This is a genomic window from Stenotrophomonas sp. (assembly GCF_032056425.1).
In the GTDB taxonomy this organism is placed as follows: Bacteria; Pseudomonadota; Gammaproteobacteria; order Xanthomonadales; family Xanthomonadaceae; genus Stenotrophomonas.
In genome coordinates this window covers 1-25,558 of sequence record NZ_DAMBCN010000018.1, presented here as the reverse complement: position 1 = coordinate 25,558, position 25,558 = coordinate 1, and the positions used below count along the sequence as shown (strand labels likewise).

The following is a 25,558-nucleotide window of genomic DNA, read 5'->3' as shown; positions in this document are numbered from 1 at the left end:
CCTAGCCCATGCCTTCGCGCCCGCGTGCGGCCCCAGCAGGTAGAATGACCGCCATGCCTGTAACGCCCACCTCCCTTGCCGATCACCTGCTCGTCGCGCTGCCGTCGCTGACCGACGCCACCTTCGCCCGTACCGTCGCCCTGATCTGCCAGCACGACGACAACGGCGCCATGGGGGTGCTGGTCAACCAGCCGTCGGAATACACGCTGGGCGAGGTGCTGGCGCAGATGGACATTGCCACCGGCGACAGTGAACTGCAGGCGCGCATGGTGCTCAACGGCGGGCCGGTGCACCCTGAACGCGGCTTCGTGATCCACGACGATGCGCGTGAATGGGATTCCAGCCTGGCGGTGGGCAATGGGTTGTTCCTGACCACATCACGCGACATCCTGGAAGCCATGGCCCGCGGCGAAGGCCCGGCCAATGCGCTGGTTACCCTGGGCTGTGCCGGCTGGGGGGCGGGCCAGCTGGAAAGCGAGCTGGCCGAGAACAGCTGGTTGACGGTGCCGGCCGATGCAGAGGTGGTGTTCCAGCTGCCGTTGGAGCAGCGCTGGCAGGGCGCCGCAGCGCGCATCGGCGTGGACCTGTTCCGCCTGACCGACTACAGCGGCCATGTCTGAGCCGGTCCTGATCCGTCGCGACGGTACCGTGCTCGGCTTCGATGTCGGCTCGCGTCGGATCGGCGTGGCCATCGGCAGCGCGTTCGCCGCGCACGCCCGTGCGGTGGCCGTGGTGGATGTGCACGGCAACGGCCCGGACTGGGCTGCCGTGGAGCGCCTGATCAAGGAATGGAAGCCGGACGGCCTGGTGGTGGGCGATCCGCTCACCCTGGACGGCCAGGACCAACCCAACCGCAAGCGCGCGCAGGGCTTCGCCCGCCAGCTGCGGGAACGTTTCAAGCTGCCGGTGGTGATGATCGACGAGCGTTCCAGCTCGGTCGAAGCCGCCCGCCGTTTCGCCGTCGAGCGCGCCGAAGGGCGCAAGCGCCGCCGTGATGCGGCCGCGCTGGATGCCGTGGCCGCGGCGGTGATCATCGACCGCTGGCTGTCGTCCCCCGACGACGCCATCCCCATTCCCTGACTGCACGACGCCTGCCATGACCGCCCAGCAACTCGACGCCTCCGGCCGCCTGCGCCACCTGTTGACCCTTGAAGGCCTTCCCCGCGAAACCCTGGTGCAGCTGCTCGACCGCGCGGGCCAGATCCGCGATGCGGCCGTTGGCCGGGTAGGCAACAAGCGGCAGGTGCTGGCCGGTTCGGCGGTGTGCACGCTGTTCTTCGAACCGTCCACCCGCACCCGCAGTTCGTTCCAGCTGGCGGCCCAGCGCCTGGGCGCCGATGTGCTGAACTTCGATGCCTCCACGTCTTCCACGCGCAAGGGCGAGACCGCCTGCGACACGTTGAAGAACCTGGAAGCGATGGGCGTGCGCGGCTTCGTGGTGCGCCACCCCGATGATGGCGCGGTGGCGGCACTGGCCGCCGCGGCCGGCGAGGGCACTGCGCTGGTGAACGCCGGCGATGGCCGCAGCTCGCACCCGACCCAAGGCCTGCTGGACATGCTGACCCTGCGCCAGGCCAAGGGCCCGGACTTCTCGAAGCTGAAGGTGGTGATCGTCGGCGACGTGAAGCACTCGCGCGTGGCCCGCACCGACCTGCATGCGCTGCGCACGCTGGGCGTGGGCGAGATCCGCGTGTGCGGCCCGCAGTCGCTGCTGCCCGACGATGAAACCCTGAAGGGCTGCGTGGTCGGCGACGACTTCGACGCCATGCTGGAAGGTGCCGATGCGCTGATGATGCTGCGCCTGCAGCGCGAGCGCATGGAAGAAGGCCTGGTGCCGTCGCTGGAGCAGTATCACGCTCAGTACGGCCTGAACGCCGCACGCCTGGCCCGTGCCGGCAAGGATGCCGCGGTGCTGCACCCGGGCCCGATCAACCGCGGCGTGGAAGTGACCGATGAGGTGGCCGACGGTCCGCAGTCGTGGGTGCTGCGCCAGGTCGCCAACGGCGTGGCCGTGCGCATGGCCGTGCTGGAAACCCTGCTGGGTTGATAGCGGTATTGGCGGGCACACACCCCGCTCTGGTAGGTGCCAACCTTGGTTGGCACACGCCCCGCTTTGGTAGGTGCCAACCTTGGTTGGCAAACGCCCCGCTTTGGTAGGTGCCAACCTTGGTTGGCACTATTCGTCAGTGCCAGTGGTTCCCAGACAAACACATGGCGATTCCAGCTCCCATTCGCACCACGCGTGTCGATAGTGCCCGACCTGTGCCGCCAACCCAACCCTGATCGGGTTACCCATCAGATACATCGCATGCCGGTACAGCGATTCATCAGATCGAATCGCGTGATCGTGATAGCCGCCCTGCCAGAAACGCCCGATTCGCCCTAAGGATCGATTCGCCTGTTGTGCCGTGCGCGACTTGAATCGCTTCATCACCGTTTCAAGTGTCCCTGCGCGCAGTTCGACCAGCCAATGAATGTGGTCGGGCATGACCACATAGGCAATCGATCGGGTGAAGCCTTCCTGGTCGAGACGCTGGAATTCGCGGATAGCCAGCTCTGCAGCAGCATCGCTGGCAAGCAACGGAGCGCGGCCATGGACAACGGTGGTGAGGATGTAGCGGAGGCCGATGCTGGAATGACGGCCGAGCAGAAGTCGAGGGCTGTTCATGGAGGCAAGCATGGGCGGGCCTGCCTGCGGTGAACATCGGGGAATGACTTGGCTTTGGGTAAGCGTGTGCCAACCAAGGTTGGCACCTACCAAGGCGGTGTGAGTGCCAACCAAGGTTGGCACCTACCAAGGCGGTGTGAGTGCCAACCAAGGTTGGCACCTACCAGAGCGGTGCGTGTGCCAACCAAGGTTGGCACCTACCGCAGCGTCAGCGCTTCTGCGCGAACAGCCAGGCCCACATGGCCGGGTCGGCGTAGGTGGCGTCCCAGGCGTTGTGGTTGCCGTCGGGGTACTCGGTGTAGCGCACGTCGCGCGCGCCGGCCGCCTGGAAGGCGGCATGCAGTCTGCGGTCGTCTGCCGGGGGCACCACATCGTCCAGCGCGCCGTGGAAGATCCAGATCGGGGTGCGCTGCAGGCGCTGGGCGATGGCCGCGTAGGGATCGGCTTCATGCGCGACCTGTTCGACGAACAGGGTCGGGCGCACCGCGCGCGGGGCCAGCACCGCGCCGCACACCGGCACGATCGCGGCGAAGCGCTGCGGGTCGTCCAGGGCGATGTTCCAGCTGCCATAGCCGCCCATCGACATGCCGGTGAGGTACTGGCGCGCGGGATCGGCGTTGAATTCGGCCACGGTCGCATCCAGCGCAGCGATGGCGACGCGGTTGTTGTGGCCGCTCCATTCCTGGTCGCCGGGCACCTGCGGGAACACGGCCAGCGCCGGGAAATCGGCCGCGTGGCGGCGCAGATGCGGGCCCAGTCCGGCGTGGGTCGGCTTCACCCCGTCGCTGCCGCGTTCACCCGAGCCATGCAGGAACAGCACCACCGGCAGCGGGCCGGCGGCACGTGCGCGGTCGGCAGGAATGAACACCTGGTAGTAGGCCGTCTGCCCGTCCACCTTCACCGCGCGGGATTCGAAGTGGCCACGTGCGCTGTCCGGCGTGCTGGCGCAAGCGCTGAGCATCAGTACGGCCAGCAGCGGCAGCCAGCGCAGGAACGGACGAACCATGGCGTTTCCCCAGGGGTTGGAAGCGTTTTCATGGTAGTGCGTCGGCGCGCGCCGGGCATCGTGCAGCGCATCACTGCGGGCGCGGGGCGCTGGCGATGATGGCCAACTGCTCCTGTGCTTCGGCATTGCCCGCCGCGGCCGCGGCCTGCACCTGCGCCAGGTCGGGGTGCAGTACCACCAGCAACGGGTTTTCGCACACCGGGCAGTCGTACTCGGTGGCGTCTTCGTCCAGTTCCATCACCATCGCGCGCGAGCTGCCTTTCCATTCGCACGCCGCGCAGGTGTGCATCTGTTCGCGCCAGCCGGGCTGGAAGTAGTTGTCGATCGTGGTGGCCATGGGCGTTCGGAAGGTAGTGCAGCTGGGGTCAGAGCCCTGCTGCGCAGGGATCCGACCCCGTGCGGGGTCAGTGCAGCAGGATGAGGGTGGCCAGGCCGAGGAAGCTGAAGAAGCCCATCACGTCGGTCACTGCGGTCACCACCACGGTACCGGCCACGGCCGGGTCGACGTTCATGCGCTTGAGCAGCAGCGGCAGCAGCACCCCGGCCAGTGCGGCGGCCAGGAAGTTGATGATCAGCGCCAGGGTGATCACCAGCGACAACAGCAGGCTGTGGAACCACAGGAAGGCGATGACGCCCACCAGCAGGCCGATCAGGGTGCCGTTGATCAGCGCGACGCGCGCTTCCTTCCACAGCAGGATGCGGGCGTTGCTCTGGCCCACCTGGCCCAGCGCGATGCCGCGCACCATCAGGGTCAGCACCTGTACGGCGGCATTGCCGCCCACGCCGGCCACGATCGGCATCAGCACGGCCAGTGCCACGACCTTCTGCAGGGTCAGTTCGAACTGGCCGATGACACTGGCGGCCAGGAAGGCGGTGCACAGGTTGATGCCCAGCCAGACCACGCGGCCGCGCACGGCACGCTTGATCGGCGAGAACAGATCCTCTTCCTCGTCCAGACCGGCGGCGCCCAGCGCCTGGTGCTCGGCCTGCGAACGGATGATGTCCACCACGTCATCGATGGTGATGCGGCCGAGCAGGATGTTGTTGTCGTCCACCACCGGCGCAGACACCCAGTCATGGTCGGAGAACTGCCGCGCCACTTCCTGGTCGCTTTCGCCAACATCGATGGCCGGCTGCTCGTCATCAATCAGGCGGTTGATGGGCGTGGTGTCTTCGTGGGTGACCAGTGCGGCCAGCGATACGCGGCCCAGGTACTGATGGCGGCGACTGACCACGAACAGATGGTCGGTGTGGTCGGGCAGCTCGCCGCGCAGGCGCAGGTAGCGCAGCACCACGTCCACGTTGACGTCGGCGCGCACGGTCACCACGTCCGGGTTCATCAGGCGGCCGGCGCTGTCCTCGGGATAGGACAGCACCTGTTCCAGACGCTCGCGGTTCTCGCGGTCCATCGACTTGAGGACTTCGTCGATGACCGTATCGGGCAGATCCTCGACCAGGTCGGCCAGATCGTCGATGTCCAGGTCTTCGACCGCGGCGATGATTTCGTCCGGGTCCATGTCCGCGAGCAGGCTCTCGCGCACTTCCTCACCGACGTGGACCAGCACCTCGCCGTCGTCTTCCGGGTCGACCAGGCCCCACACCACCTCGCGCTTGCCCGGCGGCAGCGATTCCAGCAGGTTGCCGATCTCGGCCGGCGCCAGGGTGTTGACCAGGCGGCGCACCGGGCCCAGCCGGCCGCTGTCGAGCGCATCGGACAACAGGCGCAGTTGGCGCGCAGTCTTGTCGTGGCGTACAGCTTCGGCCATCGCAGCTCCCGCGGAAAGAGAAAAGCCGCGATCCAGGCAAGGATGCGGCAACAGGGGTGTTCAGCGCGTCATTATCGCAAGCCGATGTTGCAACGCATAGCCGCCGGGCATGGCCCGGCGCTACCGGGGACGCATTGTGGTGGTAGCGCCGGGCCGCGCCCGGCGAGCGCGTAGCGCGGCAGTCAGGGTGTCTCGGCCACCAGCGCCAGCCAGCGTTCGATGCCGCGGCGGTCGCGCGCGGCCAGTAGTTTCGGGGCGCGTGCGCGCAGCGCCGCCAGATCGCTTTCGCGCACGGCACGGCGTACTTCCAGCAGGGTGCCGGGGTGCAGGCTGAACTCGGTCAGGCCCAGTGCCAGCAGCAGCGGCGTCATGCGTGCGTCGCCGGCGATCTCGCCGCACACCGCTACCGGAATGCGGTGGCGCGCGCCGGTGTCGATCACCAGCTGCAGCAGGCGTACCACCGCCGGGTGCAGCGGCGAATACAACTCGCCCAGCGCTTCGTTGTTGCGGTCGGCGGCCAGCAGGTACTGCACCAGATCGTTGGTGCCGATCGACAGGAAATCCACCAGGTCGATGAAGCTTTCCAGTGCCAGTGCGGCGGCGGGCACTTCGATCATCGCCCCCAGCGGCACATGGTCGGCCACCGCATGGCCTTCGGCGCGCAGCTGTTCGGCCAGCTTCAGCAGGCGCCGGCGCACCGCCAGCAGTTCTTCGCGGGTGCTGACCATGGGCACCAGCACGCGCAGCTTGCCGTAGGCGGACGCGCGCAGGATCGCGCGCAGCTGCGTGTCGGACACCTTCGGCCGCGCCAGCGACAGGCGCACGCCGCGCAGGCCCAGGGCCGGGTTGTCTTCATTGCTCAGGGTCAGGCCGGTGCGGTCGGCCTTGTCCGCGCCCAGGTCCAGGGTGCGGATGGTGACCGGGCGTCCGCTCATGCCCAGTGCGGCATCGCGGTAGGTCTGGAACTGTTCTTCCTCGTCGGGCAGCTCGTTGCGCTGCAGGAACAGGAACTCGGTGCGGTACAGGCCCAGCCCCTGCGCACCCAGGGCATGTGCCTGGGTCACGTCTTCCAGCGATTCGGCGTTGGCCAGCAGGGCGATATCGACCTGGTCGCGGGTGCGGCTGGGCTTGCTGCGCAGGCGGCCCAGTTCGCGCTGTTCGCGCGCGTGTTCCTTCAGCCGTACGCGGTAGTCACGCAGGTTGTCGGCCTGCGGATTCACGGTGATGCTGCCGTCGGCGCCGTCGATGATCAGCACATCGCCGTCGGCCACCCGGCCCAGTACCTGCGGCACGTTCACGATCAACGGCAGGTGCAGGCTGCGGGCCAGGATCGCACTGTGTGACAGTGCGCTGCCGGCGGCGGTGACGATGCCGACCACGCCCTGGGCCTGCAGCTGGGCCAGCTCGGACGGTGCGATGTTGTCGCAGACCAGGATTTCCCCGGCCAGGCCCTTCACCACCGGCGCGCGGTCGGGTTGCAGGAAGGCATGGATGCGGCCGATCACATGGTCCAGGTCGTCCATGCGGCTCTTCAGATAGGCATCGTCCATGCCATCGAAGACCTTGGCCAGGCGGTCGCGCTGCAGGCGCAGCGCGTAGCCGGCGCTGTAGGGGCCGCTGCGGATCAGTTCGTCCAGGCCGAACAGCAGTTCCGGGTCATCCAGCAGCAGGGCGTGCAGGTCCAGGAATTCGCCCACTTCCTGGTTCAGCGCGCCGTGCAGGCGCTGGCGCAGGTCGTGCATCTCGGTGCGCGCCGCTTCCACGGCGCGGTGCAGGCGGGCCAGCTCGGCCGGCACCTGCTGCGGGGCGACGCGCTGTTCGGCAACTTCCAGCGCATGCGGCAGGCGCACGCGGGCGCGCCCCAGAGCGGTACCGCGCGCGGCGCCGTGGCCGGACAGCAGCTGCACCGGCCGTTGGCCGGAAGGCAGTTGCCCGGCACGTGCGCGCGGCACGCTCAGCTGTCCTCGTCGAAGCGGCGCTCGAACAGATCGACCACCGCGTCCATCGCAGCCGCCTCGTCCTCGCCGGTGATGCGGATGGTGACCGGCGTGCCTTGGCCGGCGGCCAGCAGCATCACGCCCATGATGCTCTTGGCGTTGATCTCACGGCCCTTGGCGGCCATGGTCACGTTGCAGCGGAAGGGCGCCAGGGTCTGCACCAGCTTGGCGGTGGCCCGGGCATGCAGGCCCAGGCGGTTGCTCACGGTGAGTTCTCGTTCAAGCATCGTCGACTATCGCTCCATTGCGGGTGCCCGCCGCCGCAGTGGCGGGCAGTTGATCCAGTGCCTGTTCCGGATAATTCATCACCCGCAGCAACATCGGCAGGCTCAGCGCCGACACCCGGCGAACCGGGGTTCCCAGCCGGGCCAGCTGCCCGGCAAGGTTGGCAGGGCTGGCGCCGTACAGGTCGGTCAGGATCAGCACGCCTTCGCCCCCATCGACCCGGCGCAGGGCAGCCGAGGCGAGCGGAAGAAGGGCATCCAGGTCTGCGTCGAACGGTACTTCGAAAGCTTCGGTCTTCAGCGGCAGCTGCCGCAGGAGCCGGGTCGCCACATCAAGCAGGGCGGTCCCGATTCCAGGGTGTGTTACGAGGAGAATGCCACAGGTCATTACTGCACGTTAACAGGTCGAGGTGAATTGGCGATAGCAGCAGGAGAGGGGCACTGTGTCCCGTATTCAGTGTTGCCGGGGTCAGAGCCCTTTTTCGTTGAAAAAGGGATCCGACCCCATCGTGTCGACCAAGGTCGACACGTACCAACAGCACACGGAATCTGTCAGAGGCGGGGTGGTGTGGGTCTGCAGGACCGCAGGCGCCATGGATGGCGCCTACGAGCCCCCATGGACGGGTTTACGGCGTGTCCTGCAGACCCACACCGCCCCGCCATGCCACCGAATGCCGGCTTTTGACGTTGCATCAGTCGAGCATGGCTCGACGCTACAGGGTGCCGGGCGCGGCCCGGCTGCGCTCAATCCTGTTCGCGGTGGTAGGTGGCCACGTCGTCCCAGCCCATTTCGCGGGCGTGCCGGGCCATGCGTTCGGCCAGGTAGACCGAACGATGCTTGCCACCGGTACAGCCGAAGGCCACGGTCACGTAGCTGCGCGTGCCGTCGCCCAGCTTCGGCAGCCAGGTGTCCAGGAAGTCCATCAGCTGGGTCAGGTAGCGCTGCACGTCCGGCTGCGCTTCCAGGTAGTCGCGCACGCCCGGCTCACGGCCACTCAGCGCGCGCAGTTCCGGGTCCCAGTGCGGGTTGGGCAGCACCCGGGCATCGAACACGAAGTCGGCCTCGGCTGGCACGCCGCGCTTGTAGGCGAACGATTCGAACAGCAGCGACAGGCGCGTGGCATGGCCCAGCGCGAATTCGGTGATGATGCGGCGGCGCAGCTGGTGCACGTTCAGGGCGCTGGTATCGACCACGGCATCGGCTTCATGGCGCAACGGTGCCACCAGTTCGCGCTCGCGGGCGATCGCTTCGGGCAGCGACAGGCCCAGCTGGCTGAGCGGATGCCGGCGGCGCGTGTCGGCATAGCGCTTGAGCATGGTTTCATCGCTGGCCTCGAAGAACAGCACCTTCACCTGCACGCCGGCGTCGGTGGCCTGCTGGCGCCAGTCCGAAAGCTGGCTCAGGTCGCTCTGGCCGCGCACGTCGATGCCGACCGCCAACCGCCGCGGCGCGGCGCCGTCGTGGTTGTCCAGCACGCTGCGCACGAAATCCGGCAGCAGCCGGATCGGCAGGTTGTCCGAACAGTAGTAGTCCTGGTCCTCGAAGGTCTTCAGGGCGACGGATTTACCCGAGCCGGACAGGCCGCTGACGATGATCAGGGTCGGGGCGGTGGGGGTGGCGGTGCTCATGGACAGGCTCTTTGCAGTGGGCTCAGGGTGTTCGCCGTTCCAGCAGGTTGCTGTGGCGGGCAATGAACATCGCCGCCGGGTCGATACCCTTGGTACGTAGAATGTGCAGCCGGGTGGCCGCCTCGGTCAGCACCGACAGGTTGCGGCCGGGCATCACCGGCAGGGTGATCAGCGGCACGTCCAGGTCCAGCACATGGCGGGTGCCGGAATCGCCGGTCAGGCGCTCGTAGCCATGGGGCGTGGGCTCGGTCATCGGTTTGGTCAGGTGCACGATCAGGCGAAGGTACTTGTTCTTCTTTACCGCCGTATCACCAAACATCTCGCGCACGTTCAGCACGCCCAGGCCGCGCACTTCCAGCAGATCCTGCAGCAGTTCCGGGCAGGTGCCATCGAGCACGTCCGGGGCGATCTGGGTGAATTCGGGGGCATCGTCGGCCACCAGCCGGTGGCCGCGGCTGAGCAGTTCCAGTGCCAGTTCGCTCTTGCCCGAACCGGCTTCGCCGGTGATCAGCACGCCGATCGAATAGATTTCCATGAACACGCCGTGCAGGATCACCCGCGGTGCCAGCGTGCGTGCCAGGTGGTAGGACAGGTGGTTCAGCAGTTCGTGGCCGCGCTTGGGCGATACCCACAACGGGGTGCCCGATTCGTCGGCCGCCGCGCGCAGGTCTTCCGGGCACGGCTGGTTGCGGGTGATGACCAGCGCCAGCGGGTGCGAATGCATGATCTTTTCGATCGTTTCCCAGCGCTGCCGCGATTCCAGTGCGTCCAGCCAGGACAGTTCTTCCGAGCCCAGGATCTGCACCTTGTTCGGGTAGATCGCATTGAGATAGCCCGCCAGCGAGGGGCGCCGGGACACCGTGTTGCCGGCTTCCAGTTCGCGCTTCTCGCCGGACTGGCCGGCGACCCAGCGCAGCCCCAGGCGCTCGCGCTGCTGGTCGAACAGTTCACGGGCGGTGATGCTGGTGTTCATGCGGCGCTCGCCGAAGGGGGAAGGTCCAGGGCCAGGCGCAGGCTACGGGCATCGCCGGCCTCGCGCAGTGCCTGGCGGATGGCCGGTGAGGAGAACAGTTCGGCCAGCTCGGACAGCAGCATCAGATGCTGGTGCGTGTAGTGGGCGGGCACGGCCATGGCGAACACCAGATCCACCGGCGCGTCGCCGCCGAAATCGATGGGGGTGGCCAGCCGCAGCAGGGCACCACGGGGCCGGTCCAGCGCAGGGGCGCGCCCGTGCGGAATGGCGATGCCCTCGCCGATGCAGGTACTGCCCAACGCTTCGCGCTGGCACAGGTTCTGGTAGATCTGCTCGGCATTGGCCTGGCGGCAGGCCAGCAGGCCGGCGGCGGTCTGCAGGACGCTGTCGCGGTCGGTGGCCGTGCAGAGCTGGGTCTGCACGGCCGCCAGGAGGTCAGTCAGGGGCATGTCTGCGGGGAACGGTGGCGATCAGCCGCCATTGTCGCCCACCGGCAGCGGTGCGTGCTGCTGTTTTTTCTCCTTGTGCTTGATCACCAGGCGGTCAAGCTTGTCCGCCAGCAGGTCGATGGCGGCATACATGGTCTGGCCGCTGGCCTCGGCATGCAGGGTCTGGCCGGGAATGTTGAGGCTGGCGTCGACGTGGTGTTCGGTCTTCTGCAGCTTGAGGGTTACCCGCGCTTCGCAGTGCTGGTCGAAGTGCTTGCCGATCCGGGCCAGCTTGTCCTCCACATAGGACTGCAGGGCCGGGGTGACTTCGACATCTTTGCCAAACGTTTCGATGCGCATCGGGTTTCTCCTGTGTTCGGATGAGCCAATGAACCTCTCCGCCGGGCGCGGCGGCGCGTCAAGCGATTCTGACCCTTTCGTGCGAGGCGGAGATGTTCATGGCCTCACGATACTTCGCCACGGTGCGTCGCGCTACCGGAATTCCCGACGTCTTCAACAGGTCAGCCAGCTTGGCGTCAGAAAGCGGCTTGCGCGGGTTCTCGTCATCGATCAGGCGGCGGATCATCGCCTGGATGGCCGTGCTGGACGCCTCACCACCGCCGTCGGTATCGATGCCGGAAGCGAAGAACGCACGCAGGGGCAGGGTGCCGCGCGGCGTGCGCACGTGCTTGCGGGCGATCGCGCGCGACACCGTGGATTCGTGCAGGCCCAGTTCCCCGGCGATCTCGCGCAGGGTCAGCGGGCGCAGCGCCTGTTCGCCGAATTCGAGGAAACCCGCCTGTTGCTGGATCAGGCAGCGCACCACGCGCAGCAGGGTTTCGCCGCGTGCCTGCAGGCCCTTCAACAGCCAACGGGCTTCCTGCAGCTGGCTGCGCAGGTAACCGGCATCGGCATCGCCGCAGCGGCGGATCATCTGTTCGTAGCCGCGATGGATCATCACCTTGGGACCGGCGTGGGCGGCCAGCGCGGCGCGCCAGACGCCGCCCTGCCGCCACACCACCACGTCGGGCACCACGTAGGTGTCCTGCGAAAGCGGGGCGATCTGCGTGCCTGGGCGCGGGTCCAGCGAGCGTAGCAGGGCCACCGCGGTTTCGACCTCGGCCAACGGCTGCTTCAGTTCCTGGGCGATGCCGGACACGCCGCTGCGCGGCAGCCGTTCCAGCGGCCCGGCGGCGATCTGTCGCGCCAGCGCCTGGCCCGGCGTGTCGGCTGGCAGTACTGCAAGCTGCAGCTGCAGGCATTCGCCCAGCGTGCGTGCGGCCACGCCCACCGGATCGAAGCGCTGGATCTGGTGCAGCACGGTCAGGATTTCATCTTCGCCGGCGTGGATGGCCGGCAGCAGTGTTTCGGCGATGGTGTCCAGCGATTCACGCAGGTAGCCGTCGTCCTCCAGCGCATCGATCAGGGCTGCGCCGATGCTGCGGTCGCGCATCGACAGGTGCGACAGATGCAACTGCCACAACAGGTGGTCGGCCAGGGTCTCGGTTTCGGCCACGCGTTCGGCCGCGCTGCCGGTGTCTTCGTCGTCGTCGAAGCTGCCGCTGCTGCCGCCGCTGCTCCAGTCCAGTTCGGCCGGAGCCCAGTCATCGCCGTTGCCATCGGTGGCGTCAGCGGCAGGCGGCGCTTCGTTGTCGGCGCCGCCGTCGTGCTCGCCTGCTGCTGCGGCATCATCGCCCTCGGCCCAGTCCAGCAGCGGGTTGCTTTCCACGGCCTGGGCGATTTCCAGTTCCAGCTCGGTGCTGGACATCTGCAGCAGCTTGATCGCCTGCTGCAGCTGCGGTGTCAGCACCAGGTGCTGTCCCAACGATGTCTGCAGCCGAGTCTTCATGCCTGTGCCGAACGGAGGGGAGTGGGCCCGGCGGCCGCCTTACAGCTTGAAGGAATCTCCAAGGTAGACGCGACGCACGTCTGCGTTGTCCAGGATCGCCTCGGGCGAGCCCTGGGCCAGCACGGTGCCCTCTGCGAGGATATACGCGCGGTCGCAGATTCCCAAGGTTTCGCGCACATTGTGGTCGGTGATGAGCACGCCGATGCCACGCTGTTTCAGGTGGGTGACGATGCGCTGGATTTCACCGACCGAGATCGGGTCGACACCGGCGAACGGTTCGTCCAGCAGGATCAGGCGCGGCTTGGCGGCCAGTGCACGGGCGATCTCGCAGCGGCGGCGCTCGCCACCGGACAGGCTGGCGCCCAGCTGTTCGGAAACGTGGCCCAGCTGCAGTTCGTCCAGCAGGCTGTTCAGCTCGCGCTCGCGGCCGGCCGAATCCAGGTCGTCGCGCAGTTCCAGCACCAGGCGCAGGTTGTCGGCCACGGTCAGCTTGCGGAACACCGACGGTTCCTGCGGCAGGTAGCCCACGCCCTGCTTGGCGCGGGTGTACATGGGGTCGTCGGTGATGTCCTGGCCGTCCAGTACGATGCTGCCGGCATCGGCCGCGACCAGGCCCACGATCATGTAGAAGCAGGTGGTCTTGCCGGCACCGTTGGGGCCGAGCAGGCCGACCACTTCACCGGCGTCCAGGGTCAAGCCGAAATCCTTGACCACTTCGCGCTGCTTGTAGCGCTTGCGCAGGCCCTTGGCGACGAGCATTACTTCTTGCTCCCGGCCGGCTGGGCCGGCGCGGCCGGCGTCTTGTTCTTGGGCGGAATGACCGTGCGCACACGGCTGCCGTCGCCACCGGAATTCATCTCGCCGCTCTTCATGTTGTAGACCATGCGCTGGCCGGCATTGGTGCCGCGCGCGCTGGTGACCTTGTAGTTGCCGGTCAGGGTGACGGTATCGCTCTTGACGTCGTAGTCGATGTTGTCGGCCACGGCATCGACCCAGGTGCCATCGTCCAGCTGCTGCTTCATCTTGGCCTGCTTGCCGGTGAACACGGCGCGTACCGCTTCGCCGTCCTTCATGTAGATCTCGGCCTGGGCCGAGCGCAGGTCCAGCGTGCCCTGGGTGATCACCACCCCCTGCGACAGGGTGGTCTTGCCGTCGCCGGTGAGCGAACCGGACTGCGCACCGGCATCGATGTGCATGTCTTCGTTGCGGTCGCTGGATTTGGCGAAGGCGGCGCTGGGGACAAGAAGACCAAGCGCGAGCACGGCTGCAAAGGGAATCTTCATCGGGGTCCGTTCTACCGGTGGGAGGCGCCTGGATGAAACCGGGCGGCCGGGTGGGTGCTGCTGGCGCTGCGCCTGTCGGGAAGACGTCGCGGGCCGGCGGCGGAATCAGCGCTTGGGCGTGTAACGGCCCTTGGACTGGCTGAGGAAATGATACGTGTTGTTCTTCGAATCCACTTCAAACCCGACGCCGGACTGCTCCATGCCCGGGCGGGTCATGGTCACCCGCGCGTCGGTGCGGGCGCGGTTCTCTTTCGGGAACACGTCCAGGTGGTCGGTGCGGAAGGTGGTGGGCACCACGCCGGGGGCGACCGGGCTGTCGCCGGCCACGTCGCCGCGCAGCTTCATCTCATCGCCTTTGGCGCTGAGCCAGCCGGTCTTCGCGCGCAGGGTCCAGTGCCGGCCTTCGGCATCGGGCATTTCAAACAGCGGGGTGGCGATGTTGATGGTCTGGTCGCCGCGCTGGCGTTCCAGCAGGGGCGCGCGCAGGGTGGTCGATTCCTTGCCCTGGTCGTCCAGGGCCACGATCTGGAAATCGTGCAGGATGTAATCCACGCCCGCGTCCTGGCCTTCGCTGACCGGGCCCTTGTCGCGGTTGCGCAGGGCCGCCCAGCTGCTCAGCAGGGCCGCCAGCAGCAGGCCGGCACCCAGTACGGTGCGCCAGTTCACACGCGCGGTGTTCATGCGCCGAACCTTGCCAGCACGGCGTCCACGTGACCCTGTGCGGCCAGCAGCACATCGCACAGCTCGCGGGCGGCGCCACGGCCGCCCTCGCTGCGGGTCTGCCAGTGGGCGCGTTCGGCGATCCACGGATGCGCATTGGCCGGCGCCACGGCCAGGCCGACCGCGCCGATCGGGGCCAGGTCGGGCAGGTCGTCGCCCATGAAGGCGACCTGGTCCAGGCCGATGCCGTGCTGGGCGCACAGCGCCTGCACGCTGGCCAGCTTGTCGCCGACCGCGATCTGGGTGTCGATGCCCAGGTCGGCGCCGCGCTTGAGCGCGGACTGGCTGTTGCGCGCGGTGATGAGCACGGGGTGGATACCGTGCTGCTGCAGCAGTTTCAGGCCCAGACCATCCTGCACGAAGTACGCCTTGCTCTCGTTGCCGTCCTTGTCGTAGTACAGCCGACCGTCGGTGAGGGTACCGTCCACGTCGAAGCAGGCCAGGCGGATGCGGGCCGCGGTGGCAAGCAGATGGGCAGGGAAGGCGGGCAGGGGGGACCAGGGCATCAGGGTGTCGGACTCGGTGTTGGTATCTGAATGGGGTCTACGGACTATTGGTTAAACCACCCGGGCCCGCAACAGGTCATGAATGTTCAGCGCGCCGACGGCCCGGCCCTGCGCATCGACCACGATCAGGCCGTTGATCTTGTGGGTTTCCATCAACCGGGCCGCTTCCACGGCCAGCTGGTCGGCACCGATGGTGCGCGGGCTGCGGGTCATGATGTCGGCGATGCGGGCGGTGCGCACGTCCAGCGCGCTGTCCAGCGCACGGCGCAGGTCGCCGTCGGTGAACAGGCCGATCAGCACGCCCTGGGCATCGACCACGGCGGTCATCCCCAGCCGCTTGCGACTCATCTCCATCAGGGCTTCGCTCAGGCTGGCGCCGGCGTCCACCTTGGGCAGGTCCTCGCCGCTGTGCATCACATCGGTGATGTGCAGCAGCAGGCGGCGGCCCAGGCTGCCGGCCGGGTGCGAACGGGCGAAGTCATCGGCGGTGAAGCCGCGCGCGTCCAGCAGGGCCACGGCCAGTGCATCGCCCATCACCAGTGAGGCGGTGGTGCTGGAGGTGGGGGCCAGGGCCAGCGGACAGGCTTCGGCCGGCACGCTCACATCCAGGTGGATGTCGGCGGCGCTGGCCAGGCTGGACTGGGCGCGGCCGGTCATGGCGATCAGGGTGTTGCCCTGGCGCTTGAGCACCGGCAGCAGCATCAGAATCTCGTCGGATTCGCCTGAATAGGACAGGGCCAGCACCACATCGTCCTCGGTGATCATGCCCAGGTCGCCATGGCCGGCTTCACCGGGGTGCACGTAGAAGGCCGGGGTGCCGGTCGAGGCCAGGGTGGCGGCGATCTTGCGGGCGATATGCCCGGACTTGCCCATGCCGGTGGCGACCACGCGCCCGCGGCTGCCCAGGATGGTCTGGCAGGCCTGCTGGAAGGCCTCGCCCAGGCGCCCGGCCACGGCCTGCAGGGCCTGCTGTTCGATCTCGAACACGCGCTGGCCACTGGCCACCAGGGCAGCGGGATCGACGGAACGGGGGGGCAGGAGGGACTCGGCCATGCGGACGCCACGCAGCGGAAGTAGAATGAGGGTTCATTTTATTAGGAAAGCCCGTTGGACGCCGACACCATCCGCAACCTGATCGAAACCGGCCTGCCCGGCGCCCGCGCCGATGTGCGTGGCGACGACGGCGTGCACTTCGAAGCGACCGTGGTCAGCGAGGCCTTTGCCGGCAAGATGCCGCTGGCCCGCCACCGGATGGTCTATGCCACCCTGGGCGACCTGATGGGCGGCGCGATCCACGCGCTGGCACTGAAAACCGTGACCCCGGCCGAAGCCGGCTGAACCGCAGAAGATTCCCAATACATGGCCAAGATCGTTGTGACCGGCGGCGCTGCGCTGCACGGTGAAGTGAGCATCTCCGGCGCCAAGAACGCCGTCCTCCCCATCCTCTGTGCAACCCTGCTGGCCGATGAGCCGGTGGAGATCACCAACGTGCCGCACCTGCACGATGTGGTCACCACGGTGAAGCTGCTGGGCGAGCTGGGCGCCAAGGTCACCATCGACCAGGGCACGCTGTCGCGCGGCAGCGCGATCGTGGTCGACCCGCGTTCGGTGAACCAGCACGTGGCACCGTATGAGCTGGTCAAGACCATGCGCGCCTCGATCCTGGTGCTGGGCCCGCTGCTGGCCCGCTTCGGCGCCGCCGAAGTGTCGCTGCCGGGTGGCTGCGCGATCGGTTCGCGCCCGGTGGACCAGCACATCAAGGGCCTGCAGGCGCTGGGTGCGGACATCGTGGTGGAAAACGGCTTCATCAAGGCCACCGCCAAGCGCCTGAAGGGTGGCCACTTCACCTTCGACATGGTCAGCGTGACCGGCACCGAGAACGTGCTGATGGCGGCCGTGCTGGCCGAAGGCACCACCATCCTGGACAACGCCGCGATGGAGCCCGAAGTAACCGATCTGGCGCACTGCCTGATCGCCCTGGGCGCGAAGATCGAAGGCGTGGGCACCGCCCGCCTGGTGATCGAAGGCGTCGAGCGCCTGTCCGGTGGCCGCCACGAAGTGCTGCCCGACCGCATCGAAACCGGCACCTTCCTGGTGGCCGCGGCGATGACCGGTGGCAAGGTCACGGTGAACCGTGCGCGCCCGAACACCATGGATGCGGTGCTGTCCAAGCTGGTGGAAGCCGGTGCGACGATCGAGACCACCGACGATTCGATCACCCTGGACATGCAGGGCAAGCGGCCGAAGGCGGTGAACCTGACCACCGCGCCGTACCCGGCGTTCCCGACCGACATGCAGGCCCAGTTCATGGCATTGAACTGCGTGGCCGACGGCGTGGGCGTGATCAATGAAACGATCTTCGAGAACCGTTTCATGCACGTCAACGAACTGCTGCGCCTGGGCGCGGACATCCAGATCGAAGGCCACACCGCCATCGTGCGCGGTGCCGAACGCCTGAGCGGTGCACCGGTGATGGCCACCGACCTGCGTGCGTCGGCCTCGCTGATCCTGGCCGGCCTGATGGCTGATGGCGATACCACCATCGATCGCATCTACCACCTGGACCGCGGCTACGAGAACATCGAAGAGAAGCTGTCTTCGCTGGGCGCCACCATCCGGCGCGTGACCGCATGATCCTGCGCGGGAAATTCACCCGCCGCCGCAAGGCGCTGCTGGCGCTGGTGCTGCTGGCGCTGGCGTGGCTGGGCTATGCCTGGTACGCCAACCTTGCCATCACCAAGGGTATCGAGCAGAAGGACATGGACTGGAACGGTGACGGCACGGTCAGCCGTGACGAGATCATCCAGTCGTTCTACGCGGTGGCCGTGAATGACAGCCAGGACGGCAACCGGCACTGCCGCACATTCGTCTGGCGCAGCAGCGGTGAGCAGATCCGCGTGGACTGCCGAACCGAGTTCAAGCCGGCTGCGGCCGAGGAGAAGAAATAAGAGAACGCCCGCGAAAGCGGGCGTTTTTCTGTGTGGGACCAGGGGTCGGAGCCCTTCCCGCTGGGAAGGGATCCGACCCCGGCGGTCAATTCATCGCCTTGATGGTCAGGTCCAGCGCGTCGCGGCCACTTTCCTTCTGCAGCATGCGCGCCGGCACCGGGAATTCCGGCACGATCCAGGCGATCAGTTCCTTGTTGCCGTCCACGCGCGAGACCTTGGTGGCCTGGTAGCTCTTGCCACCCACGGTCACCGCTTCCTTGCCCACGATCTTGTAGGTCATGTTCTTGATGCGGCCTTCGTCCACCATGCGGTAGGTCAGCGGCTTGCCGGCGGCCAGATCACGGGCGATGGCCAGGTTGATCAGCAGCGCATCCATGTCACCGGCCTTCAGGGCAATCGGCCCGGCGCGGTCAGGCTTGATATCGCCGGTCCAGGTGGCCTGGTTGCTGCTCCAGTTGTAGTTGGCCTGCACGTTGCGCTTCTTCACCAGCAGCGCCGAACGGTCCTGGCTGCTGAGCGGGCGCAGCTGCCCGCGCACTTCCTCGAACACCGTGCTCTGGCTCAGGTCGGCCAGCTGGTTCTTCACGTTCAGGCTGTATCGCCACTTGTTGGCACCTTCGCTGGCCAGGGTCATGGTGCCGTTGGCCTGCATGCCCATGTAGCTGGCCAGGTAGTCCGCCTTGAACGGCTGCAACGCCATGGCCGGCAGGCTGGCTACCGACAGCGCGGCGGCGGCGATCCAGGTCAGGGGACGGGTCAGGGTCTTCATGCTCATACTCCTTGGTATTCGATCAGGCGCAGGTCCACGCGGTCCTCGCCGTCTTCGCGTTGCAGGATGCGCACCGGCGTGGGGACACCGTTGGCGATCCAGAGAATGGTTTCGTTGCTGCCGCCGTTGGTGCGGAACACCCGCAGCGCGTTGTACGACAGGTCGCCCACCGCCACGTTTTCGGTCTCGGCCGCAGCCTGGTAGTCATGCTGGCGTACCCGGCCCATGTCGACGTAGCGGTAGTGCATGGTGGCGCCCGGGCGGGCGTCGCGCATGATCGCCAGGTTGATCAGCAGGGCGCTCTGGTCACCGGCCTGCAGCGGAATGGGCTGGGCGCGGTCCTTCTTTACATCGCCGCTCCACTGCGCGGTACCGGCCTGCCAGTTGTAGGTGCCCACCGCCTTCTTGCCCAGGAACAGGCCCTTGCGCACCGTGCTCTGGCTGAGCGGTGCATAGGCGCCGCCGCGTTCCTCGAACACGGTGCTCTGTTCGATGTTCAGGCCCAGCACGCTGGCGAAGCCACGGCGGCCGACCACCTGCATGTCCACGCGCCACTGGGTGCCGCCGGTGTGGGTGACCTGCATGGTCGCATCACCGGCCTCCTTGCCCTTGTAGAAGGCCTGGTAGGTGGCGCTGAACGGTTGCAGCGGCGGCGGTTCCCAAGCCAGTGCCGGGGGCATCGGCACGGCCGGTGCGGCCGGTACGGCGGCGGGCGCGTCGGGGGGCGTGGCCTGACCCCAGGCCGCGCAGGCGAGCACAGCAATCGGCAGCAGCAGGAATTTGCGCAACAACGGCGTGGTCTTCATGGCGGGCAGGAACCGCAGGAGGGGGCAGGATGCCAGCCCCGTAGTCAGCAGGGCGTGTGCACGGGCGTTACCGGTTCAGGTTCCCGGCGGAATCTAGGGCCAAGGGCTTAAACAGAGGGTGACCGTCGAACTGCGGCCGGCCCTCCCGTTCAGCCAGGCGCCCCTGGCAGAGCAGCTGCAGGGTCGCGATCAGCAGGGGGTGCTCCACCGCCAGCACCCGCGTGGCCAAGGCCTGCGCGTCATCGCCGGCCAGTACCGGCACCCGTGCCTGGGCCAGCACGGCACCGGCGTCCAGTTCGGGCACCACGAAGTGCACGCTGGCCCCGGCTTCGGCATCGCCCGCTTCCAGCGCGCGGGCGTGGGTGTGCAGGCCCTTGTACAGCGGCAGCAGCGAGGGATGGATGTTGACCAGCCGGCCACTGAAGCGCTGGACGAAATCGGCGCCGAGGATGCGCATGTAGCCGGCGCAGACAATCCAGTCCGGTGCGAACGCGGCCAGGGCATCGCCCAGTGCGGCATCGAAGGTGGCGCGGTCGGCGAAGTCCTTGGGGGAGCGCGCCCAGCGCTGCGCGGGCGGCACGTTCAGCAGTGCGGCGGCGTCGGGCTTGTCCGACAGCACTGCCACGACCTGTGCATCGAGCCGGCCCGCGGCGATGGCGTGGAGGATGGCCTGCAGGTTGCTGCCCCGGCCCGAGGCAAGTACGGCAATGCGCGCGGTCATGCGATGACGGCGCTACCGGGGGCGGCAAAACGTGCGGCCACATCGGCGCGCAGCAGCACCACCAGCGCGTACACACCCAGGCCGATGCCCAGCGCGCCGCCCAGGCAGGCCGCGCCGGAGGCCACCAGACACAGGGTGCGCCGTTGCCGCTGGCCGAGGGCGCGGGCGGCGAGCAGGCTGAGGACGGCGAACGCACCGATGACGACGGCGAAACCCGTGAAAATCACCGCCAGCAGCACCGGCGAGGCATTCGGGTCCGTGCTGCGGCTTTCGCTGACGTAACCGCCCAGCGCGCCCAGCAGGAGCAGCAGGCTCAGCAGCACCTGTACGCCGCCGTAAACGTAGAACAGGATTTTCAGCGTATGCAGGTGGCCGTTGATCTGGATCTCGGTCCAACCACGGGGAGCGTTCAACGGGGGCGGTACGGCAGCCATGGAGGTCTCAGCGGCGGGCGGGGGCGTTGGCTTCGAAGGCGGCCTTCACCTGCGGCCGCAGCAGCACGATCAGGGTGAACACGCCCAGCACCGTGCCGAACGGGGTGAACAGGCAGGACACGCCGGCCACCACCAGGCACAGCAGATAGCGGCGGCGCTGCTGCAGGCAGCGCCCGGCCCAGGCGATGCATGCCGCCAGCGCCAGGCCGCAGGACACGATGCCGCCGCCCATGACGATGAACATCCAGCCCATGAAGCGCGCTTCATGCGGGGACGTAGGCTGGCCGTTGGAGGTCATCGGCAGGGTGCCGTTGAGCATCATCACGCCCATCACGATGTGGAACACGAAGATGAGTGCGAACACCGCCGCCAGCCCTGCCACCACGTAATGGAAGATCGACAGCAAGCGCAGGTGGTTGCTGTCTTCAGGGGTGAGCACCGGCGCGGCGGGAACGGGCGCCGGCGGCGGCAGGTCGTGGGCGGAAGGGGGCAGTGCGTCCATGCGGGCTCCTGCGTGCCGGATCAGCCGATGCGGACGCGTTCAGCGCCGGCAGCGGGGGTGACCTGGCCGATGGTCCAGTGCTGCAGGCCCTGCGCCTGCACGGCGGCCGACACCGCCTCGACCTGGTCGGGGGCCACGATCAGCACGAAGCCGACGCCGCAGTTGAAGGTGCGCCACATTTCGCTGTCCACCACCGCGCCTTCCTTCTGCAGCCACTGGAACACCGGCGGCAGGGTCCAGGACGAGGCCTGGATATCCAGACCCAGGCCTTCGGGCACCACGCGGATGATGTTCTCGGTCAGGCCGCCACCGGTGATGTGGGCCATGCCGTGGATGGCCTCGCCGTGCGACTTCAGCAGCGACAGGATCGGCTTCACATACAGGCGGGTCGGCGCCATCAGCGCATCGACCAGCTTCACGCCGTCTTCCAGCACCAGGTCGGCCGGCTGGCCGGCGCGGTCATAGATGCGGCGCACCAGTGAATAGCCGTTGGAGTGCGGGCCGGACGAGGCGATGCCGATCAGCACGTCGCCGGCAGCCACGCTGGCGCCATCCTTCAGTTCGCTCTTTTCCACCGCAGCCACGGTGAAACCGGCCAGGTCATATTCGCCCGGGGCGTACATGTCGGGCATTTCAGCGGTCTCGCCGCCGATCAGGGCGCAGCCGGCCTCGGTGCAGCCGTTGGCAATGCCGCCCACCACCGCCGCGGCGGTGTCGATGTCCAGCTTGCCGGTGGCGAAGTAATCCAGGAAGAACAGCGGTTCGGCGCCCTGCACCAGCACGTCGTTCACGCACATGGCCACCAGATCGATGCCGATCGTATCGTGGCGGTTCAGCTGGTGGGCCAGCTTCAGCTTGGTGCCCACGCCGTCGGTACCCGACACCAGCACCGGCTCGCGGTACTTGTTGGACAGGTCGAACAGGGCGCCGAAGCCGCCCAGGCCGCCCATCACTTCCGGACGGAAGCTGCGCTTGACCAGGGGCTTGATCCGCTCGACCAGCTCGTTGCCGGCGTCGATGTCGACACCCGCATCACGGTAGGTGAGGGGGGAAGGGGCGGAAGACGGGGTGTTGGTCACGGGCGTCGGCGCTGGCAGGGGTTGAACGGGCGATTTTAACAGGCCGGATTGGCGCACAGGCCGTATTCGGGCAACAATTCCCCCCGGATACGTCGAGCCAATGGATGTCCTGATGCGCCGCAGCCTGTTTCTCCCCCTGCTTCTGGCCCTGAGCCTGCCGGTGGCCACGATGGCCCAGAGCGGCCTGCGAACCGAAGGCGATGTCGCTACCGCCAGCGGTGCCTATGAAGCCGAAGTCCCGGTCAACAGCCAGGCCGAGGGCGACCGCAATGGCGGTCTGGCCCGTGCCCTGGGCGTGGTGCTGGGCAAGCTGTCCGGCGACCGCAGCGCGATGAGCCGGCCGGGTGTGGCGCAGGCGCTGCGCAACGCCAAGGACTATGTGGCCAGTTACGACTACAAGCAGGACCAGAGCGTCGGCGCCAGCGGCGCCCCCAGCTACCGCACCCTGCTGGTCGCGCGCTTCCGCGAGGACGATGTGGACGCGCTGGTGTCGGCCCTGGGCCTGCCGCTGTGGCCGCAGCCGCGGCCCAAGCCGGTGGTCTGGATGGCGGTGGACGATGGCAGTGGCCCGCGCCTGGTGAGTGTGCAGCAGGCCAATGCCGCCCGCCCGTTGCTGAACCGCGCCATCGAGCGTGGCTACAAGCTGGGCCTGCCCAGCGGTGGCGCCGCGGAGCAGGCACTGGTAGGGGCCATCTGGCGCCAGGACAGTGCTGCCGTGGCCCGCGCTTCGGCACGCTACGCCCCGCCCATGCAGCTGATCGGCAAGCTGTACCGCGCCAACGGTGGCTGGCAGGCCGACTGGGTGTTCGTGGACAACGGCCGCGAACTGAACAAGTGGACCAGCAAGGATGCCAACGCCATGCGCGCGATGGCCGCCGGTGCCGACGGCGCCGCCGACGCGCTGGTGAAGCGCTACGCCAAGGCGGGTGCGGCTACCGGCCAGGCCGGCAGCTACCGCGTGGTGGTGACCGGCATCAACAGCACCGACGACTACCTGCGCCTGGCCGCGGGCCTGCGCGAGGTGCCGGTGGTGCGCAACGTCACCCCGCTGCGCGCGACCGCCGACCACCTGGAACTGAACCTGGACATGACCACCGGGCTGGCCGGCTTCAACCGCATGCTGGGCGAGAACGGCGTGCTGGTGCCTTCGGCCACTCTGCCGGCGCTGCCCACGCCGCTGGATGACAGCACCGGCGCGCCGGTCGCACCGCCGGTCAGCAACGAGTACCGCCTGCGATGATCCTGAGCCCGGAAGCGGAAATCGCGCAGTTCCTGCGGCGGCTGAAATATGTGGCCGTGGCCCTGATGGTGGGTTGGGTGGTGTGGCTGCTGGCGCCCATCCTGACCCCGTTCGTGCTGGCCCTGGCGCTGGCCTGGCTGGGCGATCCACTGGTGGATCGACTGGAGGCCCGTGGCCTGTCGCGCAACACCGGCGTGGTGCTGGTGTTCGTGGCGATGGTCCTGCTGATCACCGGGCTGATGCTGGTGCTGGTGCCGATGATCGAGCGGCAGATCTCCACCCTGGTCGCGGCCGTGCCGCAGGCGCAGGCGTGGCTGATGCAGAAGGGCATTCCGTGGTTCGAGCAGAAGACCGGCCTGGAAGTGATGCAATGGATGGATCCGGACCGGCTGATCGAGTGGGTGCGCAGCCATTGGCAGCAGGCCGGCGGCTTCGCCACCACCTTCATGGGCTACGTCTCGCGCTCGGGTTTCACCGTGGTGACCTGGGTGGTGAACCTGGCGCTGCTGCCGATCCTGGCGTTCTACTTCCTGCGTGACTGGGACAAGCTGGTCGAGCGCGTTGCCTCGGTCATTCCGCGCAACCACATCGGCACCATCAGCAACCTGGCCCGCGAATCCAACGATGTGCTGGGTGCGTTCATCCGCGGCCAGTTCCTGGTGATGGTGGCGCTGGGCGTGATCTACGCCGCCGGCCTGTCGCTGGTCGGGCTGAAGCTGGGCCTGCTGATCGGCCTGGTGGCGGGCCTGATCAGCTTCATTCCCTACCTGGGCGCGACCACCGGCATCGTGATGGCGGTGGTGGCCGCGCTGGTGCAGGCGCAGGGCATCGACCTGAAGCTGCTGCTGCTGGTGGGCGTGGTGTTCACCGTGGGCCAGCTGCTGGAAAGCTACGTGCTGACCCCGCGCATCGTCGGCGACAAGATCGGCCTGCACCCGGTGGCGGTGATCTTCGCGGTGATGGCTGGCGGCCAGCTGTTCGGCTTCCTGGGTATGCTGCTGGCACTGCCGGTGGCGGCGGTAAGCAACGTGCTGCTGCGCTATGCCCACCAGCGCTACCGCCAGAGCGAGCTGTACGCGGGCGAGAAGCCGTCCATCGTGCTTGATGGCGTGGTCGATGCGCCCCATATCATCGTCACCCCTTACGAGAACGGCCCGGACCCCAGGTGATTGGTGTGCCGCAACTTCCGCTGGCCCTGCATTACCCGCGGGACCAGCGCCTGGAAACCTTCATCGGTGCGCCGGATGGCGCGCTGGCGCAGCTGCGCGCAATCGCGCTGGGCGCCAGCCATGATTGGGTGTACCTGGAAGGCGCGGCGGGCACCGGCAAGACCCACCAGGCGCTGGCCATGTGTTCGACTGCCGAACAGGCGGGCCGGCTGCCGACCTACGTGCCGCTGGCCAGCGTGGTCGGCCGGGTGCGGGTGGCACTGGAAGGGCTGGAACAGCGCGAGTTGATCGCGCTGGATGGGCTGGATGCGGTAGCAGGCGACCGCGAGGACGAGGTCGCGCTGTTCGATTTCCACAACCGCGCGCGCGCGGCCGGGGCGACGGTGCTGTACACCGCGCAGGCGGCGCCGGGCGAGCTGGGGTTGTTGCTGCCGGACCTGCGTTCGCGGCTGGGCCAGTGTGTGCGCGTGCTGCTGCAGCCGCTGGACGAAGAGGGGCGCGCGGCGGTGTTGCGCGAGCGCGCGCTGCGGCGCGGGCTGGCCATTGATGAGGCGGCCATCGAGTGGCTGCTGTCGCACACCGGGCGCGAGCTGGGTGGGTTGATTACCCTGTTGGACTGGCTGGACCGCGAATCGCTGGCGGCCAAGCGCAGGATCACGGTGCCATTCCTGCGCCAGGTGCTGGAAGAAGGCCGCCCGCGTTACTGAGGGTGGGGTTTTTTTTATTGCAGGACTGCTGCCCTGCACCCGCTGAAGATCAAGTGCAACAGCTGGCTTCCTGAGGGGAGGCGGGGCGGTGTGGGCTTGCAGGACACGCCGTAAACCCGTCCATGGGGGCTCGT

Annotated in this window: 32 protein-coding genes; 9 read left to right on the top strand and 23 right to left on the bottom strand. The window is 67.8% G+C overall.

Features of this window, described 5'->3' with window-relative positions:
* Positions 1-53: 53 nt before the first annotated feature.
* Genes RTY46_RS12775 through RTY46_RS12765 form a run of 3 tightly spaced genes read left to right on the top strand, consistent with a single transcriptional unit; the run spans position 54 to position 2,047 of the window.
* Positions 54-620 (top strand): YqgE/AlgH family protein, encoded by a 567-nt coding sequence (locus tag RTY46_RS12775; protein WP_312708860.1) that lies wholly within the window; start codon positions 54-56, stop codon positions 618-620.
* Positions 613-1,080, top strand: coding sequence for a Holliday junction resolvase RuvX (gene ruvX / locus RTY46_RS12770; RefSeq protein ID WP_312708780.1), 468 nt, complete (start codon positions 613-615; stop codon positions 1,078-1,080). Before RTY46_RS12775 ends, ruvX begins: the two co-directional genes overlap by 8 nt.
* 16 nt (positions 1,081-1,096) lie before the next feature.
* Positions 1,097-2,047, top strand: a complete 951-nt coding sequence (locus RTY46_RS12765; protein ID WP_312708778.1) for an aspartate carbamoyltransferase catalytic subunit — start codon at positions 1,097-1,099, stop codon at positions 2,045-2,047.
* Positions 2,048-2,176: 129 nt separating this feature from the next.
* On the opposite strand, the gene RTY46_RS12760 is transcribed toward RTY46_RS12765, so the two are convergent.
* The 17 genes from RTY46_RS12760 to RTY46_RS12680 form a co-directional block, all read right to left on the bottom strand.
* The gene (locus RTY46_RS12760) at positions 2,177-2,668 is read right to left on the bottom strand and encodes a transposase (RefSeq protein WP_312708858.1); all 492 of its coding nucleotides are present in this window, start codon (positions 2,666-2,668) and stop codon (positions 2,177-2,179) included.
* A 208-nt stretch (positions 2,669-2,876) separates the two neighbouring features.
* A complete protein-coding gene (locus RTY46_RS12755) occupies positions 2,877-3,674 on the bottom strand; it encodes a prolyl oligopeptidase family serine peptidase (RefSeq protein WP_312708777.1) in 798 nt (265 codons plus the stop codon).
* Between the two features lie 70 nt (positions 3,675-3,744).
* Positions 3,745-4,011 carry a hypothetical protein gene (locus RTY46_RS12750; protein ID WP_312708775.1) on the bottom strand — a complete coding sequence of 89 codons (267 nt, stop codon included), beginning with the start codon at positions 4,009-4,011 and terminating at the stop codon, positions 3,745-3,747.
* A 67-nt stretch (positions 4,012-4,078) separates the two neighbouring features.
* The gene (gene mgtE / locus RTY46_RS12745; protein WP_108748796.1) at positions 4,079-5,440 is read right to left on the bottom strand and encodes a magnesium transporter; all 1,362 of its coding nucleotides are present in this window, start codon (positions 5,438-5,440) and stop codon (positions 4,079-4,081) included.
* Positions 5,441-5,622: 182 nt separating this feature from the next.
* On the bottom strand, positions 5,623-7,392 hold the full coding sequence (gene ptsP / locus RTY46_RS12740) for a phosphoenolpyruvate--protein phosphotransferase (RefSeq protein WP_312708774.1): 1,770 nt from the start codon (positions 7,390-7,392) through the stop codon (positions 5,623-5,625).
* 2 nt (positions 7,393-7,394) lie between these two features.
* Positions 7,395-7,664, bottom strand: a complete 270-nt coding sequence (locus RTY46_RS12735) for an HPr family phosphocarrier protein (protein ID WP_108748798.1) — start codon at positions 7,662-7,664, stop codon at positions 7,395-7,397.
* Complete coding sequence (locus tag RTY46_RS12730; protein WP_312708773.1) at positions 7,657-8,049, bottom strand: PTS fructose IIA subunit family protein; 393 nt, start codon at positions 8,047-8,049, stop codon at positions 7,657-7,659. The genes RTY46_RS12735 and RTY46_RS12730 overlap by 8 nt, the downstream gene beginning before the upstream one ends.
* Positions 8,050-8,405: 356 nt before the next feature.
* Positions 8,406-9,290, bottom strand: coding sequence for an RNase adapter RapZ (gene rapZ, locus RTY46_RS12725; RefSeq protein WP_312708772.1), 885 nt, complete (start codon positions 9,288-9,290; stop codon positions 8,406-8,408).
* A 22-nt stretch (positions 9,291-9,312) separates the two neighbouring features.
* Positions 9,313-10,263: an HPr(Ser) kinase/phosphatase gene (gene hprK, locus RTY46_RS12720; protein WP_312708770.1), complete on the bottom strand. Its 951-nt coding sequence runs from the start codon at positions 10,261-10,263 to the stop codon at positions 9,313-9,315.
* On the bottom strand, positions 10,260-10,712 hold the full coding sequence (locus RTY46_RS12715) for a PTS sugar transporter subunit IIA (RefSeq protein WP_108752376.1): 453 nt from the start codon (positions 10,710-10,712) through the stop codon (positions 10,260-10,262). The genes hprK and RTY46_RS12715 overlap by 4 nt, the downstream gene beginning before the upstream one ends.
* Positions 10,713-10,733: 21 nt before the next feature.
* Positions 10,734-11,051 carry a ribosome-associated translation inhibitor RaiA gene (raiA, locus tag RTY46_RS12710; protein WP_312708768.1) on the bottom strand — a complete coding sequence of 106 codons (318 nt, stop codon included), beginning with the start codon at positions 11,049-11,051 and terminating at the stop codon, positions 10,734-10,736.
* Between the two features lie 58 nt (positions 11,052-11,109).
* The gene (locus RTY46_RS12705; RefSeq protein WP_312708767.1) at positions 11,110-12,540 is read right to left on the bottom strand and encodes an RNA polymerase factor sigma-54; all 1,431 of its coding nucleotides are present in this window, start codon (positions 12,538-12,540) and stop codon (positions 11,110-11,112) included.
* A gap of 39 nt (positions 12,541-12,579) precedes the next feature.
* Positions 12,580-13,299: an LPS export ABC transporter ATP-binding protein gene (lptB, locus tag RTY46_RS12700; RefSeq protein ID WP_108748804.1), complete on the bottom strand. Its 720-nt coding sequence runs from the start codon at positions 13,297-13,299 to the stop codon at positions 12,580-12,582.
* Positions 13,299-13,823, bottom strand: a complete 525-nt coding sequence (lptA, locus tag RTY46_RS12695; protein WP_312708766.1) for a lipopolysaccharide transport periplasmic protein LptA — start codon at positions 13,821-13,823, stop codon at positions 13,299-13,301. The genes lptB and lptA overlap by 1 nt, the downstream gene beginning before the upstream one ends.
* 105 nt (positions 13,824-13,928) lie before the next feature.
* Positions 13,929-14,504 (bottom strand): LPS export ABC transporter periplasmic protein LptC, encoded by a 576-nt coding sequence (lptC, locus tag RTY46_RS12690; RefSeq protein ID WP_312708764.1) that lies wholly within the window; start codon positions 14,502-14,504, stop codon positions 13,929-13,931.
* Positions 14,501-15,049 (bottom strand): HAD hydrolase family protein, encoded by a 549-nt coding sequence (locus tag RTY46_RS12685; protein ID WP_108752380.1) that lies wholly within the window; start codon positions 15,047-15,049, stop codon positions 14,501-14,503. Before RTY46_RS12685 ends, lptC begins: the two co-directional genes overlap by 4 nt.
* Positions 15,050-15,100: 51 nt before the next feature.
* A complete protein-coding gene (locus tag RTY46_RS12680) occupies positions 15,101-16,102 on the bottom strand; it encodes a KpsF/GutQ family sugar-phosphate isomerase (protein ID WP_312708762.1) in 1,002 nt (333 codons plus the stop codon).
* A gap of 54 nt (positions 16,103-16,156) precedes the next feature.
* Here RTY46_RS12680 and RTY46_RS12675 point away from each other — a divergent pair, with 54 nt between their 5' ends.
* Genes RTY46_RS12675 through RTY46_RS12665 form a run of 3 tightly spaced genes read left to right on the top strand, consistent with a single transcriptional unit; the run spans position 16,157 to position 17,997 of the window.
* Entirely contained in the window at positions 16,157-16,387 is a 231-nt protein-coding gene (locus RTY46_RS12675; RefSeq protein ID WP_108748809.1) for a BolA family protein, read from the top strand.
* A 21-nt stretch (positions 16,388-16,408) separates the two neighbouring features.
* Entirely contained in the window at positions 16,409-17,683 is a 1,275-nt protein-coding gene (gene murA, locus RTY46_RS12670; protein ID WP_312708761.1) for a UDP-N-acetylglucosamine 1-carboxyvinyltransferase, read from the top strand.
* Complete coding sequence (locus tag RTY46_RS12665; protein WP_312708760.1) at positions 17,680-17,997, top strand: EF-hand domain-containing protein; 318 nt, start codon at positions 17,680-17,682, stop codon at positions 17,995-17,997. Before murA ends, RTY46_RS12665 begins: the two co-directional genes overlap by 4 nt.
* Before the next feature lie 85 nt (positions 17,998-18,082).
* On the opposite strand, the gene RTY46_RS12660 is transcribed toward RTY46_RS12665, so the two are convergent.
* From RTY46_RS12660 to purM, 6 genes are all read right to left on the bottom strand, one after another.
* Positions 18,083-18,766, bottom strand: coding sequence for a DUF3108 domain-containing protein (locus tag RTY46_RS12660; protein ID WP_108748812.1), 684 nt, complete (start codon positions 18,764-18,766; stop codon positions 18,083-18,085).
* 2 nt (positions 18,767-18,768) lie between these two features.
* Entirely contained in the window at positions 18,769-19,572 is an 804-nt protein-coding gene (locus RTY46_RS12655; RefSeq protein WP_312708759.1) for a DUF3108 domain-containing protein, read from the bottom strand.
* A gap of 67 nt (positions 19,573-19,639) precedes the next feature.
* Positions 19,640-20,293, bottom strand: a complete 654-nt coding sequence (gene purN, locus RTY46_RS12650) for a phosphoribosylglycinamide formyltransferase (RefSeq protein WP_312708758.1) — start codon at positions 20,291-20,293, stop codon at positions 19,640-19,642.
* The gene (locus RTY46_RS12645; protein WP_312708757.1) at positions 20,290-20,706 is read right to left on the bottom strand and encodes a hypothetical protein; all 417 of its coding nucleotides are present in this window, start codon (positions 20,704-20,706) and stop codon (positions 20,290-20,292) included. Before RTY46_RS12645 ends, purN begins: the two co-directional genes overlap by 4 nt.
* Positions 20,707-20,734: 28 nt before the next feature.
* Positions 20,735-21,229, bottom strand: coding sequence for a hypothetical protein (locus RTY46_RS12640; protein ID WP_312708756.1), 495 nt, complete (start codon positions 21,227-21,229; stop codon positions 20,735-20,737).
* Positions 21,230-21,249: 20 nt separating this feature from the next.
* Positions 21,250-22,308, bottom strand: coding sequence for a phosphoribosylformylglycinamidine cyclo-ligase (gene purM / locus RTY46_RS12635; protein ID WP_312708755.1), 1,059 nt, complete (start codon positions 22,306-22,308; stop codon positions 21,250-21,252).
* Positions 22,309-22,420: 112 nt separating this feature from the next.
* Here purM and RTY46_RS12630 point away from each other — a divergent pair, with 112 nt between their 5' ends.
* Genes RTY46_RS12630 through hda form a run of 3 tightly spaced genes read left to right on the top strand, consistent with a single transcriptional unit; the run spans position 22,421 to position 25,424 of the window.
* Positions 22,421-23,548 (top strand): DUF2066 domain-containing protein, encoded by a 1,128-nt coding sequence (locus tag RTY46_RS12630; RefSeq protein ID WP_312708754.1) that lies wholly within the window; start codon positions 22,421-22,423, stop codon positions 23,546-23,548.
* Entirely contained in the window at positions 23,545-24,717 is a 1,173-nt protein-coding gene (locus RTY46_RS12625) for an AI-2E family transporter (protein WP_108761418.1), read from the top strand. The genes RTY46_RS12630 and RTY46_RS12625 overlap by 4 nt, the downstream gene beginning before the upstream one ends.
* Positions 24,717-25,424 (top strand): DnaA regulatory inactivator Hda, encoded by a 708-nt coding sequence (gene hda / locus RTY46_RS12620; RefSeq protein ID WP_312708856.1) that lies wholly within the window; start codon positions 24,717-24,719, stop codon positions 25,422-25,424. The genes RTY46_RS12625 and hda overlap by 1 nt, the downstream gene beginning before the upstream one ends.
* Positions 25,425-25,558 lie beyond the last annotated feature (134 nt).

What these genes read in the sequence shown, in the direction of transcription:
- rapZ (WP_312708772.1), bottom strand. Translation starts at nt 9,290, where the DNA reads ATGAGCACCGCCACCCCCACCGCCCCGACCCTGATCATCGTCAGCGGC.
- RTY46_RS12730 (WP_312708773.1), bottom strand. Translation starts at nt 8,049, where the DNA reads ATGACCTGTGGCATTCTCCTCGTAACACACCCTGGAATCGGGACCGCC.
- murA (WP_312708761.1), top strand. Translation starts at nt 16,409, where the DNA reads ATGGCCAAGATCGTTGTGACCGGCGGCGCTGCGCTGCACGGTGAAGTG.
- RTY46_RS12760 (WP_312708858.1), bottom strand. Translation starts at nt 2,668, where the DNA reads ATGAACAGCCCTCGACTTCTGCTCGGCCGTCATTCCAGCATCGGCCTC.
- RTY46_RS12680 (WP_312708762.1), bottom strand. Translation starts at nt 16,102, where the DNA reads ATGGCCGAGTCCCTCCTGCCCCCCCGTTCCGTCGATCCCGCTGCCCTG.
- RTY46_RS12625 (WP_108761418.1), top strand. Translation starts at nt 23,545, where the DNA reads ATGATCCTGAGCCCGGAAGCGGAAATCGCGCAGTTCCTGCGGCGGCTG.
- RTY46_RS12630 (WP_312708754.1), top strand. Translation starts at nt 22,421, where the DNA reads ATGCGCCGCAGCCTGTTTCTCCCCCTGCTTCTGGCCCTGAGCCTGCCG.
- RTY46_RS12705 (WP_312708767.1), bottom strand. Translation starts at nt 12,540, where the DNA reads ATGAAGACTCGGCTGCAGACATCGTTGGGACAGCACCTGGTGCTGACA.
- RTY46_RS12655 (WP_312708759.1), bottom strand. Translation starts at nt 19,572, where the DNA reads ATGAAGACCACGCCGTTGTTGCGCAAATTCCTGCTGCTGCCGATTGCT.
- lptA (WP_312708766.1), bottom strand. Translation starts at nt 13,823, where the DNA reads ATGAAGATTCCCTTTGCAGCCGTGCTCGCGCTTGGTCTTCTTGTCCCC.
- lptB (WP_108748804.1), bottom strand. Translation starts at nt 13,299, where the DNA reads ATGCTCGTCGCCAAGGGCCTGCGCAAGCGCTACAAGCAGCGCGAAGTG.
- RTY46_RS12775 (WP_312708860.1), top strand. Translation starts at nt 54, where the DNA reads ATGCCTGTAACGCCCACCTCCCTTGCCGATCACCTGCTCGTCGCGCTG.
- RTY46_RS12755 (WP_312708777.1), bottom strand. Translation starts at nt 3,674, where the DNA reads ATGGTTCGTCCGTTCCTGCGCTGGCTGCCGCTGCTGGCCGTACTGATG.
- RTY46_RS12735 (WP_108748798.1), bottom strand. Translation starts at nt 7,664, where the DNA reads ATGCTTGAACGAGAACTCACCGTGAGCAACCGCCTGGGCCTGCATGCC.
- RTY46_RS12665 (WP_312708760.1), top strand. Translation starts at nt 17,680, where the DNA reads ATGATCCTGCGCGGGAAATTCACCCGCCGCCGCAAGGCGCTGCTGGCG.
- RTY46_RS12640 (WP_312708756.1), bottom strand. Translation starts at nt 21,229, where the DNA reads ATGGACGCACTGCCCCCTTCCGCCCACGACCTGCCGCCGCCGGCGCCC.
- lptC (WP_312708764.1), bottom strand. Translation starts at nt 14,504, where the DNA reads ATGAACACCGCGCGTGTGAACTGGCGCACCGTACTGGGTGCCGGCCTG.
- RTY46_RS12750 (WP_312708775.1), bottom strand. Translation starts at nt 4,011, where the DNA reads ATGGCCACCACGATCGACAACTACTTCCAGCCCGGCTGGCGCGAACAG.
- RTY46_RS12765 (WP_312708778.1), top strand. Translation starts at nt 1,097, where the DNA reads ATGACCGCCCAGCAACTCGACGCCTCCGGCCGCCTGCGCCACCTGTTG.
- RTY46_RS12685 (WP_108752380.1), bottom strand. Translation starts at nt 15,049, where the DNA reads ATGCCCTGGTCCCCCCTGCCCGCCTTCCCTGCCCATCTGCTTGCCACC.
- raiA (WP_312708768.1), bottom strand. Translation starts at nt 11,051, where the DNA reads ATGCGCATCGAAACGTTTGGCAAAGATGTCGAAGTCACCCCGGCCCTG.
- purN (WP_312708758.1), bottom strand. Translation starts at nt 20,293, where the DNA reads ATGACCGCGCGCATTGCCGTACTTGCCTCGGGCCGGGGCAGCAACCTG.
- hprK (WP_312708770.1), bottom strand. Translation starts at nt 10,263, where the DNA reads ATGAACACCAGCATCACCGCCCGTGAACTGTTCGACCAGCAGCGCGAG.
- ruvX (WP_312708780.1), top strand. Translation starts at nt 613, where the DNA reads ATGTCTGAGCCGGTCCTGATCCGTCGCGACGGTACCGTGCTCGGCTTC.
- RTY46_RS12660 (WP_108748812.1), bottom strand. Translation starts at nt 18,766, where the DNA reads ATGAAGACCCTGACCCGTCCCCTGACCTGGATCGCCGCCGCCGCGCTG.
- RTY46_RS12715 (WP_108752376.1), bottom strand. Translation starts at nt 10,712, where the DNA reads ATGCCCCTGACTGACCTCCTGGCGGCCGTGCAGACCCAGCTCTGCACG.
- mgtE (WP_108748796.1), bottom strand. Translation starts at nt 5,440, where the DNA reads ATGGCCGAAGCTGTACGCCACGACAAGACTGCGCGCCAACTGCGCCTG.